Below are 15,152 nucleotides of genomic sequence, written 5' to 3'. Positions count from 1 at the left end.
AATAAAAAGCCCGACTTAAGTCGGGCTTTGATGCGTTATATCATTAGCTATATGGATTAGTGAGCATGTGCTTCACTAGACCCTTTAGGATTACGAATGCCTTCCACCATTTCTTGGATTTCAATTGGTGTTGGTTTAGTCATTTTCATTACAACTGCTGCTACTGCAAAGTTGATCATCATACCGATTAGACCAATCCCTTCAGGTGAAATACCTAGGAACCAATTTTCTGGGCTATTAAGCTCAGGGCTCACAAACTTAAAGTAGATGATGTAAGCCGCAGTAAAGGTAATACCCGTTACCATGCCTGCAATCGCACCAAATTTGTTCATTGATTTAGAGAAAATACCCATAATAATTGCAGGGAAGAAGCTCGCTGCTGCTAAGCCGAAGGCAAAGGCTACAACCGAGGCCACAAATCCTGGCGGGTTAATCCCAAAGTAGGCGGATATTACAATAGCAATCATCGCTGCTAACCTCGCTGCAAGTAATTCTTGCTTGTCGGTTATATCCGGTTTGAGTGTCCGTTTTAGCAAATCGTGCGATACTGAGGTTGAAATAACCAATAGTAAGCCCGCTGTAGTCGATAGTGCCGCGGCAATACCACCAGCAGCAACGAGTGCAATAACCCATGCTGGTAAGTCGGCAATTTCAGGGTTCGCTAGTACCATAATATCGCGGTCAACGTTTACTTCGTTCGCGCTATTAGGGTCAGTGATTTTACCTGATGTGTAAAACATTTTGCCGTCACCATTTTTGTCATTAAAGGTAATTAGGCCCGTACGTTCCCAGTTTTTGATCCATGCAGGCGCATCTGCATACGCTGTGCCGCTACCGTCTTTACCATTAATGGTGTCAATCATGTTTACACGGGCAAACGAAGCTACTGCAGGTGCTGTTGTGTAAACAATAGCAATGAACACCAGTGTCCACGCCGCTGAAATACGTGTGTCCTTTACGCGAGGTACAGTGAAAAAGCGAACAATTACATGTGGTAAACCAGCAGTACCCACCATAAGAGCACCTGTGATTGCAAATACATCAATCATGCTCTTCGAGCCTTCAGTGTATTGACCAAAGCCCAACTCAGTACTTAAACCATCTAATTTATCCAATACATACATGCCTGAACCATCACTTAGCGTGGCACCAAACCCCGTTTGTGGGAAAAAGTGACCGGTTGCCATCATAGAGATGAAAATAGCCGGTACTAAATAAGCAAATACCAGTACACAGTACTGCGCAACTTGCGTGTAAGTAATGCCTTTCATGCCACCAAGTACAGCATAAAAGAAAACAATAATCATGCCGATGTAAACGCCGGTTTCAATTTCAACTTCTAAGAAACGAGAGAACACCACACCCACACCACGCATTTGACCCGCAATGTAAGTAAAACAAATAAAGATGGCACATAAAATAGCCACTAAACGCGCAGTACGTGAGTAGTAACGATCCCCGATAAAGTCTGGCACAGTAAACTTGCCGAATTTACGTAAGTAAGGCGCTAAACACATGGCCAGTAGTACATAACCACCCGTCCACCCCATTAAGTAAACACTACCGTCATAGCCAGCAAACGAAATAATACCTGCCATTGAAATAAATGACGCAGCACTCATCCAATCCGCAGCAGTTGCCATACCATTGGCTAGTGGAGGTACACCACCACCGGCAACATAGAATTCATTTGTTGACCCTGCACGAGCCCAGATTGCAATGCCGATATAAAGCGCAAAGCTTAAACCGACGATTATAAAAGTGAGTATTTGAACATCCATTGCTTAGCTCCTATTCGTCTACGCCATATTTTTTATCTAACGTATTCATTTTGAAAACGTACACAAAAATCAAAGCTACAAAGGTATAAATCGCGCCTTGCTGGGCGAACCAGAAGCCAAGTTTAAACCCAAAAAAACGTACTTCATTTAGTACATCTACAAGTAATATGCCAAAGCCAAAAGAGACCACAAACCATACCGCTAATAACTTAAACAGTAATGAAATGTTTTCTGCCCAATAAGCTTTTGCTTGTTCTTCATTTTTAAAAGCCATTTTTATTTTCCCCTTTAAACATCGCAAGATTACGATGGGTGGTTTTTTATATTCGTTAATCAATTTAGCAACGCTACTCAAATATTGAATTGCGACAATAGTCGTAACAACATGTTAACGTTTTCGTAAACTGTAGGCGCTTAATTAGTAAACAACAAGTGAACTACTTTAATTTCAGTAAGTTAATTAATTTATTTGCGAGGTGTTTACGCCAATTTTTGAGTAAAGCGTGGGAATAAGACATTAGTCTAACTAAATAACCAATTTAAAATAAATCATTAAAAATCAACATTTTATTTTATTTATAGATAATATAAATAAAATGTATACCCCCCTATTTAACCCGCAACCAAATATCGTAAAAACCCAAACTACCTCAAACGCCAACTGACGCTCGCATCTTGAAATAGTTTGGGTATAGTTATGGCAAATTATAAAAATATTCTACAAGGTTAAATAAACATGACGGCTGTACTACTCATTGTTGCCTTTGGCTACATAGGCGTGCTGTTTTGGCTGGCTAATTGGGGGGATAAAACCACGCCACTTGCCAAGCGTATTAGTCATCACCCGTTTGTGTATTCATTTGCACTAGGTATCTATTGCACTTCATGGACTTACTACGGCTCAGTAGGCACAGCAGCGACCAGCAGCTGGAGTTTTTTACCTATATTGTTAGGCCCCGCTTTATTGTTTTTTTTCGGTCAAGGCTTTTTACGTAAACTGGTACTGGTGAGTAAGAAACAAAATATCACCACTATTGCCGACTTTATTTCAGCCCGCTATGGTAAGCGTCAAACCACCGCCATTATGGTGACAATAATCGCCTTATTGGCCACCATTCCGTACATTGCATTGCAATTAAAAGCACTCAGCTCTAGCTTTTTACTCCTACAAAACAGCAATCAGATATCAGGGGATATTTTAGCGCTATCGGCCACGTTAATGATGGCGCTATTTGCTATATTTTTTGGTACGCGCAAAGTTGATGTAACCGAATACCGTTCAGGTTTAATGCTCGCTGTGGCGTTTGAATCTCTAGTTAAACTGTTTGCCTTAGCCGCCGTTGCAGGGCTTGCGATATACAGCTTATTTAATTTACCTACCCAAAGTAGCAGTCAAGTTGCCGAGTCTATTTGGATGCACTGGACACACTTTGACTTTTTTAGTTTTAATTTTATCGGCCAGTCACTTATGGCAGCAGCGGCTATTATTTGTTTGCCACGCCAATTTCATGTAACCGTGGTCGATAACCAAGATAAGCGCCATTTATTCACTGCGCGTTGGGCCTTCCCACTGTATTTATTGCTAACAGCAGCAATGATTTTACCTATTGCCACCGCTGCGATTCACCCAGAAATAGGCCGCAGCTTATCACCAGACAGCTTTGTACTTGCCTTACCTATGCTGCACAATAATGCTTTTTTGACTACGTTTGTGTTTATTGGGGGGCTTTCAGCAGCTACAGCCATGATTGTTGTAGCCACATTAACGTTAAGTACCATGATCTCAAATGATGTGGTACTGCCGTTAATGTTACGTCGTAAATTTAAACGTAACTTAATTACCAGCAGCTATAAGTCTCGTATTTTACTGGTGCGTCGATTTACCATTGCTGGGGTGCTTATTTTAGCTTACTTCTATCAGCAATGGTTTGGTAATGGCAGTGCACTGGCTAGTATGGGATTGGTTGCTTTTTCATTGGTATCGCAACTATTGCCTGCCATTGTGGGTGGCTTATATTGGCGAAAAGGCCATGCCTATGGTGTCTATGCTGGACTACTCGCTGGGGTAATTTGTTGGGTATTGTTTTTAATGCTGCCTATTTTAGATGCCCCCAACCCACTAGACAGTGAGTTACAACAAACCCTAATTACACGCGGCACACTTATCGCGTTGTTCGCCAATATTGGCTGCTATATTAGTTTTTCGCTAGGGGCTGAAGAGCGCTTAATCGACAAAATTCAAGCGGCTGCTTTTGTTAATCCTAAAGATCAGGCTATTTTATCGCGTCGATTAAATAAAAATGTAAAAGCCACGGTATACGACTTCAAAATACTGCTACAGACCTTTTTAGGCATTCAACGTAGCCAGCAAGTATTATCACACTATGCGCTTCATCACGACTTAAACGACAACAATGCGCACCCTCGCGCTGACTTTATTGCTTACTGCGAACGTGCGCTTACTGGGGTATTAGGTGCCTCGTCGGCGCAAGCACTTATTCATACCGTATCATCGGGCAAACGCATGGCGTTTGAAGAGGTGGTAAACTTTTTTGATGAAACCACACAAGCACTGCAGTTTAATCAAAACTTATTGTTTACCTCGTTAGAGAACTTAAGCCATGGCCTATCCGTTGTTGATAAAGACCTAAACCTCGTGGCTTGGAATAAGCGCTACAGTGAAATGTTTAACTACCCCGAGGGCTTTTTACAAGTTGGCCAACCTATTGAGGAAATAATCCGGTATAACGCAGAGCGCGGTGAATGTGGCCCAGGTGAAATTGATCGTCATGTTGATAAGCGAGTTCAGCATTTAAAAAATGGTAGTTCACATCACTTTATTCGCCATCGTCGAAACGGCCAAGTGTATGAAATGATCGGTAACCCACTTCCTGATGGCGGATTTGTAACCAGTTTTTCTGATATTACTACTCACATTAGTACTCAAAATGCGCTAGAAGAAATTAATATGGACTTAGAAAACCGTATTGAAGCGCGCACCCAAGAAGTACAAACGATTAATAGTAATCTACAAGCACAAATAGATAGCCGCGTACAAACCGAGCAAGCACTTACTTTAGCCAAGCGTGAGGCAGAACAAGCTAATGATAGTAAAACTCGCTTTTTAGCATTGGCCAGTCACGATATTTTACAGCCATTAAATGCTGCACGTTTATACCTTGCCGCGATTGACGAAACACAACTAGACACCACGAATAAAAATAATTTTAATAAGCTTGGCGACAGTTTAGATTCAACTGTGCATTTAATGTCGGCCTTACTCGAAATTGCAAAATTAGAACAAGGCGCAATGACCCCAAGCCCACGTCACTTTTGTATTGACGATATTTTAGACCCTCTCAAAAGTGAATATGCCATTTTATCAAGCGATAAAGGACTGTCATTTACAGTGCGCTCAAATAAGCAAATAGTGCATAGTGACATTACCTACTTGCGCCGAATACTACAAAACTTGCTGTCTAATGCGATTAAATACACCGAAAATGGCCGAGTGCTAATTGCCTGCAGAAATCGTAAACACAGTTTACGCATAGAGGTATGGGATACAGGCCCAGGCATTAGCGATATTGAACAGGCAAAAATATTTAACGACTTTTACCGAATTGAAGCGGGCGACAATAAAGGCGTAGGCCTTGGTCTAGGGGTAGTTAAACGTATGGCTGATTTACTGAGCCTGCCGATTGATGTGGTTTCTTTACCTAATAAAGGCAGTCGATTTAGTATAGAAGTGCCTTATGGTGATGCGCAATTAGTGCAACAAAAACAAACAAATCAAAATATCGTAGACAACCGCGCTGCGATTAATATTGTTGCCGTTGACGACGATCCTGAAAACTTAGCCGCGATGGCCAGCTTATTGAAAAAATGGCGGGCAAATTACACCTTATTCGACAAAGTTGATGCTGTGTTAGCGTATGCTAAAGCGCATGCAGCGCCCGATGTTATTTTAATGGATTATCAATTAGGTAATGATTGGGATGGCATTACTTTAATTAAAACACTGCGAGAGACTTGGCAAAGCGACATTCCGGCAATTTTAATTACCGCGGTGCGTGACACCGAGCTAAAACAAACAACCAAAGCTGAAAATATTCATTACCTAAGTAAACCAGTAAAACCAGGTAAACTTAAGGCCCTGCTTAATCATAGTACTTAACCACCAATAAACGCTTAAGCCCAGTAAAATACTGGGCTTAAAGCTATGCTTAATTGCTATAATTACGCTTTCTTAGTTTTTGGAACAACCAACTAAGCCCGACTAACGAAAGCCCTAAGCCAATAAACGATAATGCCTTTAAAAGCCCAGTTAAATTAGCCATATCAATTAAAAATACTTTAACGATTACCGCACCAAGAATCCCCAAACCGACATTTTGTAATAACCGCAGCTGTTTTAAATGTCCGGCGATCACCACCATTGCGCCAAGTAATAACCAAATAACCGAATAGCTATATAGCTCGGCGTCACTGGTTGCCTTATCAAGGTAAATAAAGCCGCCTTGCCAATATTGGCGGATCAAGGTGTTGATAGCTAATACCGCTAATAAACCAGACACACCGAGTGTAATTTGACTCAATTTAGCATTTAACGATTTAACTAAACTCGCTAACCATAACGCCAGCAGGCTCGGAATAAACCAGATTAAAAGCACCCAGTTAAATATTGGCGTTTCACCAACATAAAGACGCATTAATAACGGATTATCATCCAACGTTGTATTGATTAATAATAAGCCAGCTAACGCTGATAAAATCAAACCTGCAGTGCGGTATAACTTACCCAGCTGCCCTGCACTTTGCGCGCGATATAAATAAACGCAGCCTAAAGCAAGCAAGTTACAGCTGAGCAAAACTTGCTCATAAAAACTTAAAGAAAACAACTGAGGGTAGTGCCCTACCAGTTGATAACTGGTTTCGGTTGTCACAAATAACGCTAAACAATGCAGTGCTGCCCCCTCTAACCATATTTTTAGTTTTGAAGTATTAAAACATTTAGCCGCTGCAAAAAATAACCCAATACACAGCGGGTAAACAACTAAGCTCCAATGCAAACCAAAGATAGTTAGAGAATCATAACTAGGCGTCCACGGCGATAAGGTAAGGCGTAAAAGTAATGCCGCCACAAGGGCTTTTATTGGCCAGTGTGGCATAGCCACACTGTATTTTTTTATTAATAAGCTCAGCAGTAATACTTGAACAGCCAGTGCAATGGTAAGGCCGCTATCGCTCAGTAGCATAGTAATTGCTAAAGTGATATTGGCGTTTGCTCCCACCCAATAACTAAAACGCTGCCATAAGGTTGTATTATTTTGCGTAAATTTAATTAACACCGCACTCATTAAACATAACAATACCGCCCAAAGTGGATAAGCGGTTGCTAAAGCCGTATTTGGGATCATCGCATACAAAGTGCCAACTAATGCAAACACACTTAATGAAGCAAGCAAATGAAAAGCTAATCGTTTTGAGTATTTATTACCAAAATAGAGTCCATAGCCACTTAACCCCAGAGCAAGTAATAAGCCTAGCCCATATTCGTTTTTAAAAATAAATAACGCATCATCAAAGGCATAAGTTTGTTTAGCACTGATCACTAGTAACAGCGCAATCACTAAAGAAACCCCTTGCCATGCATCCCAACGGCTATTTTTTAACACTAAAAAGAGTAACAAAGCGATGCTTAACAACGCCACGATTTGCCATTGTAAATTAAACAAACTCAATAGCATGGCAATCATTAAAGGCGCCATAAAGGCCAGTAATAATCCGTGATCTGGAAATAAGTTAACTAATCGTTTGAAGCTGTGCGGGCGCACTTCAAGGGTATTAAAGCCCAAACCTAAACGTGCAATAGCGATTAAGCCTAAAATACTTAGTAACGCATAAGCGCCTATTAACCACACTGTGTCGTAGTTAAATAGAGTGAGTCCAACCAAGTACCAGCCTATATGCCCTACCCATAGTAAATACCACAACCACACTCGCTGTACTTTATGTGCCACAACCGCTGCGGCAACACTCACAAGTGCAACATAAATAAGTAAAGAAAATAACTGACCACTGCCCGTATTTACCCAAATAGGAACACTGTATGCGCCTATAATGCCAATTACAGCAAGTAAAGGACCTAACTTAATCGCCATTGCACTGGCGCAAAGAGCAATCACTGCTAAGCCAATAAATGCCCACTCAGCACTTAGCATGGTAAAGCTGTTATAGGCCAAAAACATTAAGGCAAAGCAAGTCATAAAGCCGCCACTGGCAAGGGCTGCAGGAATGTAATTATTAAAGCCTTCAAAAACAATACGTTTATAATGTAAATAATACGCTGCTGCGATTAAGCCAATGCCAAATAATCCACCGGCACTGAGCCTCATTGCAGGTGAAAGTAGCCCCGCCTCTAAACTGTATTTGGCTAAAAACACGCCACCTAAAGCCAAAGCAATAGCACCAATCCAGGTCATCCAGTTTTGTTCAAAGCCTGCACGTAATTGTTTAAAAAGCAGTTCAATACTCGATGGCTTTTTAATTGCTACTTTAGGTAGTGGCGTATGTTTAATGCTCGCAGGTTTATAATCAGAATCAGGAATGTCTGCGCGGTTTAAAGATTTTGCGTTATCTGGTTGTGTGTTTACAGGGGATTCGCTAGGGACTGTATTTGGGTTTAACTCATACTGTGATAGCTTGAATTTTAATACTGCAATCTCTTGTTTTAAGCCGTTTAATTGCACTAAGGCAACTAAACCACATACGCCTCCTGCAACAATCGCAATAGATATAATGATTGCTAATCCGATTAACTCATCCATACAGTCCCTTTTTTATTTTACAAAACAAGTACCCAAAAAAATTTCAAACAAAGCTTATACCATAAAATTACGATGGTTAAGCAACCTCAAGGCGATCACGGCCTGCTTTTTTAGCGCGGTATAATGCTTGATCAGCACGTTTCATTACATTATCAAAGGTCTGGTCGCTTGTACGATGTGCAATACCGATACTGACCGTTAAAGAACGCTGATTTTGTACTGTAATAGTACGAGCCGTCTCTAGAATAGTCTGCGAAAAGTTAAGTACTTCATCAAGCTCATAACTAGGCAGGTAAGCGGCAAACTCCTCACCACCTATACGAGCAAAAATATTTTCATCTTTAAAAAGACGGTTCACTTTATCAGCAAACTGTTTAAGCACCTTATCGCCCACATCGTGGCCATAATCGTCATTAATACGTTTAAAGTGGTCGAGATCTATAATTAAAACAGTGTAAGGATTATTAACAACCCCCTTCACATGCTGATAAAAGCAGCGACGGTTATACACTTTGGTTAAATCATCCATAATAAACTCTTGCGCTAACCGGTTGTGCATTCGCTGCATAAAGTGCATGGTTTTAAATAAACCATAAGCGGTAATTAGCATACCTAATGTGCGACATAAGTCTTCTACGTAATTGCTTATCCAAAAAGGCTGACGTATTACTTCATCAAGCACATCGGCAGTAGAGCCTACAATCCATAGCATTAAACCGATACTGACATATAAATACGCTTTTTTAGCTAACCGTGAACATTGCACTACAAAAAAAATAGCAAAAATCACCACTAAATTAATAAAGTCAGTGGTAAAGCCATAGAGGTTTTGGGTTATGTCTAATCGGGGAAAGTACATCAACGAAAAAATTGAGAAAGCGATAATAAACGCCAGCGTCATCAAAATTAACAGCTTATTTAATCTGGTAATTTTAACAAAATGGCTTAACTTTAAACTCACTTTTTCCGGGTTCATCATAGGCGATATTTACATTATTTTTATAATTACTATTAAAAACTATACCACAAATTATAAAACGGATTGATTTATATTAGTGTGCTAACAACCCAGCCAATAGCAACTAAAATAGTTAACCCAATCATGGTTTTAGTTTTATGTTTACTGATAAGTCGCTCAGCTTGATTGCCTGCATAATATACCACTAACGCTAATCCAAAATAGCGTATAGAGCGCGCAATCGCAGATGCCACTAAAAACAGTGCCAGCGAATACTTAGTTGCACCAGCGGCCAACATCGCAATTTGAAACGGAATAGGCACAATACCTAAGCTTAATACAAACCAAAAACCTTGTGCCTGCATTTTTTGCTTAACGTTTTCAAACTGTTCAGGACTAGAAAAGGTATTAATGATCCAATCGCCCACTACATCAAATAAATAATAACCCAACGCATAACCAAACAACGCCCCAATAACACAGCCGATTGTGGCCATAAGGGCAATTTGCCACAGTTTTTCACGCCTTGCCTGCATTAATGGCACCAGTACTGCTTCAAGTGGAATGGGCACTATGGTGGATTCTAAAAATGAGGCAAACGTAATACCGCTGAGCATATTTTTAGACTCAATAAACTGACGTGTTTTTTGCTTGAGCTTTTTTTGTATAGCCATTAAACATCCTTTTAACTACTGAGATTAATATTTTTAGCGGGTACTGGCATCATCGCACAGTTAGGTTAATCTAACCTGAAAATATAACGCCTTATTATTTATAGATTTAACATTGGCAAAATAGTAATACTTCCCAGAGTACTTTATTATTGCTCAATGCCATTATACTTTTCTGACAATTATTAATTATGCAAACTGCGCGTTTTATTCCTTTTAGAAAGCAAGATATCATAGGCATGTGCAGCCAAGAGCTTGCCGATAGTGCACAACAAACCTCTTTCAAACAGTTTTGCGACGTGCTCGCCAGCCTGATTCATTATAATTACCACTCAACCCTTGAGTCACTAAAAAACAATTACGCACCGTTTGATCCTAATAGCGACACTCGCTCGTTAGCTCCTGTCTCGAAGGAGCAAAAAGCCCAGTGCCAACGCGATTTTGCTAAAGATTTTGCCAACGTATTAAATGCGGCTAATTTTGAAGTGATCACCAATGAAGACCTACAAGATGCACTCAACGAAGAATCGCTTTTTAAGGTACGCCTAGAGGTAGAGTTTGACGACTTTGAAGAAGTGGTCTTTTATCGCAGAGGCGAATCGCAACTCACCGAAACCATAACCAGCTTTTGGGGCTTACGTAAAAAGCCACTGCATTTTACCAACTACGACCGCGTAGCGGTATTTATTCGCTTTAAAGATAAAGCCTATTTTGAATCAAAAAATAAACTACCTATGGGGTTTGAGCCAAGTTCTACCATAGTAAAACTATTTCAAAATGTGCCAAAAGCTGACTTAGAAATGCTGTTTCCGAATAGCGAAGTGCGGATGCGCCCGATTGATAAAATTATTATTGGCTCATCTGCACTTATTGGCGGTGCGGTGGTGTTAGTTACCAAACTGGGCGCTTCATTACTTTTATTGTTTGCTTTGTTTGCATTTTGGGGAGGGTTTAGAGATGAAGCCGTTACCATGACTCAGCAGCACTTTATTACATTAGCGATTGGTATTGGGGTATTTGGTAGTTTTGTTTTTAAAGAGTGGAGTAAATTTAAAAACCGCAAAATTAAATTTATGAAAGCGTTGAGCGATAATCTCTACTTTAAAAACCTAGATAACAACGCCGGTGTATTCCACACTCTGATAGACGCTGCCGAAGAAGAAGACATTAAAGAAGCTCTGCTTGCGTATACGTTTTTACTAAAATCTAAAAATGGCTTAAGCGCACACGCGCTTGATGAGCAAATAGAGACGTGGTTTAAAACTAAGTATCAATGCGAGCTAGATTTTGAAATTAGTGATGCGCTTGAAAAACTTGAACGTATGCATTTAGTAACCTGCACAAACACCCTATATAACGCGATAAATCTAGAGCACGCAAAAGCCATATTAGATGAACGCTGGGATAACCTGTTTCAATATAATTAAACTGCACGCTTTACTTAATAAAAACGAAAAAGCAGCTGACACTTAAGCTGCTTTTTACGTTATTACCTAATTAGTAATTAGCTAGGGTCTGTTGATCTTTCAAGGTTGAATTTGCAGCAGTTTGTTTGGTATTTAGGCAAGGCGGAGCCTATGTGGTGTGGTTATTCCCCATAAATAGGCGATAACGTAGCATCAATGCCAAACAGGCGCTGCCCTAAGGGTTCTGCCTAGGGGCGATTTACTCTTTGTTGCTCGGTTTTTACTTAGCCCACTAGGTTACAAACCTCGCGCCGCGATTAAACAGCCCCTAGTTTGAACAAATTTTAATCCGCAAAGATCAACAGACCCTAAGCTGTTTGCGGCTTTTTAAATTTTGTATGCACTAACTTATAAAGTGCTGGCAAAATTAATAGCGTTAGTAAGGTAGATGACATAATACCGCCTACAACCACGGTTGCTAATGGCCTTTGCACCTCAGAGCCGGTACCGGTATTGAGCGCCATAGGTATAAAGCCTAAACTTGCCACAAGCGCGGTCATCAGCACGGGGCGTAATCGCTGTAATGCGCCGCTGTGTATTGCATGGTATAAACTTAACCCTTCGTTTCGTAACTGCTTAATAAACGACAACATCACTACACCGTTTAATACCGCAACACCACTTAGGGCAATAAACCCCACACCCGCTGAAATAGAAAGCGGCATATCTCGTAGCAATAACGCCAATACCCCACCGGTCAGTGCCAGAGGTACACCGCTGAATATAATGAGTGAATCACGCAGCGAGCCAAAAGCACTATAAAGTAAGCCAAAAATAAGCAATAAAGTCACAGGCACAACCAACGACAAACGTTTACTCGCCGATTGTAATTGCTCAAACGTACCGCCGTATTCAAGCCAGTAACCGCTAGGTAGGTTAAGTTGTGCGTTCATTTTCGCTTGGGCATCACTGACAAAGCTTGCTAAATCGCGCCCCGCTACATTGGCCGTTACTACCACATTACGCTTACCACTTTCGCGGTTTATTTGATTCGGCCCTTTTTCAATGCTGATTGTAGCCACTTCTCCAAGCGGTACAAATGCAAGCTCAGGGTTACTACTTTTAGGTAATGCAATAGGTAAACGCGCAAGCGCAGAGACATCATCAGACCAACGCTTATCTAAGCGTACTAATAACGAAAAGCGCTTATCGCCCTCATAAATGAGCCCTGTTTGCACTCCACCAACGGCAGCGGCAAGCGTTTGTTGAATGTCGTTTACAGTTAATCCTAATAGCGCCATGTGGTCTCGCATTGGAGTAACAGAAAGTGTAGGCAGCCCCTGTATTTGCTCTAAACGAACATCGGTAGCACCGGTAATATTTCGCATTAAACCAGTGGCTTTTTCGCCAAACTGCTTAAGTATGGCTAAATCGTCACCGTAAATACGCAGCGCTACATCGGCACGCACACCAGCAATTAACTCATTAAAGCGCATTTCTATAGGCTGGGTAAATTCATAGTTATTACCCGGTACCTCATTCACGCGATGACGAATTTGCTGCACTAACGCGTCTTTACTCAGTGATGGGTTTGGCCATTGCTCGGACGGCTTTAACATTAAAAAGGTGTCGGCAACATTTGGCGGCATAGGATCGCTGGCTACATCCGCAGTACCAATCTTCGAAAATACGTTCGCAATTTCGGGTTGTGCTAATAAAGCCTGCTCCAACTGCTTTTGCATTTGCACCGATTGTTCAATACCGGTGCCAGTAATACGCAGCGCATGCATTGCAATATCACCTTCATCTAGCTGGGGTAAAAATTCGGCGCCCATATTTTTAACTTTAAAGCCAAGTACTAGTACTAAAACCGTGGCAATGCTCACCATCACCCACGGTAATTTAAGCGATAAGTTAAGCAGTGGCTTGTAGATTTTTTTAACACCACGCATTACTGCATTTTCGCTTTCATCTACTTTACCACGCACAAATACGGCAATTGCCGCCGGCACAAAGGTAACAGCAAAAATAAGTGCACCTATTAACGCAGCAATAACAGTAAACGCCATAGGCTGAAACATTTTGCCCTCAACACCACTGAGCGCAAATAGCGGTAAATACACCAACATAATAATTAAAATACCAAATACGGCGGGGCTAAACACTTCTTTGGTGGCTGAAGTGACAACCTTTAAACGCTCACTGAGTGTAAGTAAGCGCCCATGTTTATGTTGAGCCATCCCTAATTGACGAAGGCAGTTTTCAACCACAATCACCGCGCCATCTACAATTAATCCAAAATCGATTGCGCCTAAGCTCATTAAGTTACCCGAGACTCGATTGCCCACCATACCAGTAATAGCAAATAGCATACTCAGCGGAATAACCATGGCGGTAATAAGCGCACCAGTGATGTTCCCGAGCAATAACAGTAAAATGACGATAACTAATACCGCCCCTTCAAACAGATTTTTTTGAACTGTGGCAATGGTTTTATCAACCAGGTTGGTACGGTCATAGACAGGCTCAACGATAACCCCTGCAGGTAAGCTTTTTTGTACCTCTATCAACTTATCAGCCATGGCTTTGGCGACCACACGGCTGTTTTCACCTATTAGCATCATTGCCGTGCCTAGTACGGTTTCTTCGCCATTATAGGTAGCCGCGCCGGTTCTGAGTTCTTTTCCTAAATACACATTTGCCACATCTTTAATTCGCACAGGAGCATCATCACGCTTAGCGATAACGGTGTTTGCTATATCGGCTAAGGTTTTTAATTGCCCAGGCGAGCGCACTAAATATTGGCCGTCAAAGCGCTCTATATAACCAGCGCCACGGTTGCTGTTATTAAGCTCAAGCGCACTAATAACATCCTTGATTGTCAGCTTATAAGCAATAAGCTTTTCTGGCATAGGCGCAACCTGGTATTGGCGCTCAAAGCCACCTTGGCTGTTTATTTCGGTTACGCCTTTTACTTTTAAAAGCTGCGGACGAATAACCCAGTCTTGCAAAGTACGTAAGTCTTCGGCGTTATACGCCGTACCATCACTTTTTAACGCATCGGGTTTTGCATGCACGCTATAGGTAAATATTTCACCTAAACCACTGGCAATAGGTCCAAGGTTTGGCTCAATATTATTAGGTAAATCGGCGCGAATACTTTGAATACGTTCACCAATTTGCTGACGCGCCCAATAAATATCGGTGCCTTCATCAAAAATAACAGTTACTTGAGAAAGCCCATAGCGAGAAAGCGAACGGGTGTAATCAAGCTTAGGAATACCCGCCATCGCCGTTTCGACTAAGTAAGTGATACGCTGTTCGACTTCAAGCGGTGTAAAACCAGGCGCTTTAGTATTAATTTGCACTTGCACGTTGGTAATATCGGGGACAGCATCTACCGCTAAGTTTTGGATGTTATACACACCAAACCCAGCAAATAAAAATGTTAGCGCAAGCACCATCATGCGGCGTTTAACCGCAAAAGAAACAATCCAGTTAATCAT

8 protein-coding genes are annotated in these 15,152 nt (G+C 41.2%); 2 read left to right on the top strand and 6 right to left on the bottom strand.

Features of this window, described 5'->3' with window-relative positions; all coding sequences use genetic code 11:
- Nucleotides 1-56: 56 nt before the first annotated feature.
- The gene (locus N523_RS0101635; RefSeq protein ID WP_016900488.1) at nucleotides 57-1,781 is read right to left on the bottom strand and encodes a sodium:solute symporter family protein; all 1,725 of its coding nucleotides are present in this window, start codon (nucleotides 1,779-1,781) and stop codon (nucleotides 57-59) included.
- 10 nt (nucleotides 1,782-1,791) lie between these two features.
- Complete coding sequence (locus N523_RS0101630) at nucleotides 1,792-2,055, bottom strand: DUF4212 domain-containing protein (RefSeq protein ID WP_008464847.1); 264 nt, start codon at nucleotides 2,053-2,055, stop codon at nucleotides 1,792-1,794.
- A 462-nt stretch (nucleotides 2,056-2,517) separates the two neighbouring features.
- Here N523_RS0101630 and N523_RS0101625 point away from each other — a divergent pair, with 462 nt between their 5' ends.
- The gene (locus N523_RS0101625) at nucleotides 2,518-5,958 is read left to right on the top strand and encodes a hybrid sensor histidine kinase/response regulator (RefSeq protein WP_028835710.1); all 3,441 of its coding nucleotides are present in this window, start codon (nucleotides 2,518-2,520) and stop codon (nucleotides 5,956-5,958) included.
- A gap of 49 nt (nucleotides 5,959-6,007) precedes the next feature.
- Here N523_RS0101625 and N523_RS0101620 read toward each other — a convergent pair whose 3' ends face one another.
- From N523_RS0101620 to N523_RS0101610, 3 genes are all read right to left on the bottom strand, one after another.
- Nucleotides 6,008-8,611 (bottom strand): DUF2339 domain-containing protein, encoded by a 2,604-nt coding sequence (locus tag N523_RS0101620; RefSeq protein WP_028835709.1) that lies wholly within the window; start codon nucleotides 8,609-8,611, stop codon nucleotides 6,008-6,010.
- Nucleotides 8,612-8,687: 76 nt separating this feature from the next.
- Nucleotides 8,688-9,587 carry a GGDEF domain-containing protein gene (locus N523_RS0101615; RefSeq protein ID WP_024602348.1) on the bottom strand — a complete coding sequence of 300 codons (900 nt, stop codon included), beginning with the start codon at nucleotides 9,585-9,587 and terminating at the stop codon, nucleotides 8,688-8,690.
- A gap of 71 nt (nucleotides 9,588-9,658) precedes the next feature.
- Nucleotides 9,659-10,243, bottom strand: coding sequence for a YqaA family protein (locus N523_RS0101610; RefSeq protein ID WP_013465758.1), 585 nt, complete (start codon nucleotides 10,241-10,243; stop codon nucleotides 9,659-9,661).
- 188 nt (nucleotides 10,244-10,431) lie between these two features.
- Between N523_RS0101610 and N523_RS0101605 the strand changes: the two genes are divergently transcribed.
- Nucleotides 10,432-11,667 carry a TMEM143 family protein gene (locus tag N523_RS0101605; RefSeq protein WP_013465759.1) on the top strand — a complete coding sequence of 412 codons (1,236 nt, stop codon included), beginning with the start codon at nucleotides 10,432-10,434 and terminating at the stop codon, nucleotides 11,665-11,667.
- 347 nt (nucleotides 11,668-12,014) lie between these two features.
- Here the strand turns inward: N523_RS0101605 and N523_RS0101600 are convergent, their stop codons facing one another.
- Nucleotides 12,015-15,152 carry an efflux RND transporter permease subunit gene (locus N523_RS0101600; RefSeq protein ID WP_028835708.1) on the bottom strand — a complete coding sequence of 1,046 codons (3,138 nt, stop codon included), beginning with the start codon at nucleotides 15,150-15,152 and terminating at the stop codon, nucleotides 12,015-12,017.

It is taken from the genome of Pseudoalteromonas sp. 23_GOM-1509m, assembly GCF_000518425.1.
In the GTDB taxonomy this organism is placed as follows: Bacteria; Pseudomonadota; Gammaproteobacteria; order Enterobacterales; family Alteromonadaceae; genus Pseudoalteromonas; species Pseudoalteromonas tetraodonis.
The sequence above is the reverse complement of the archived record's forward strand: the minus strand, read 5'-3'. Positions and strand labels throughout refer to the sequence as shown.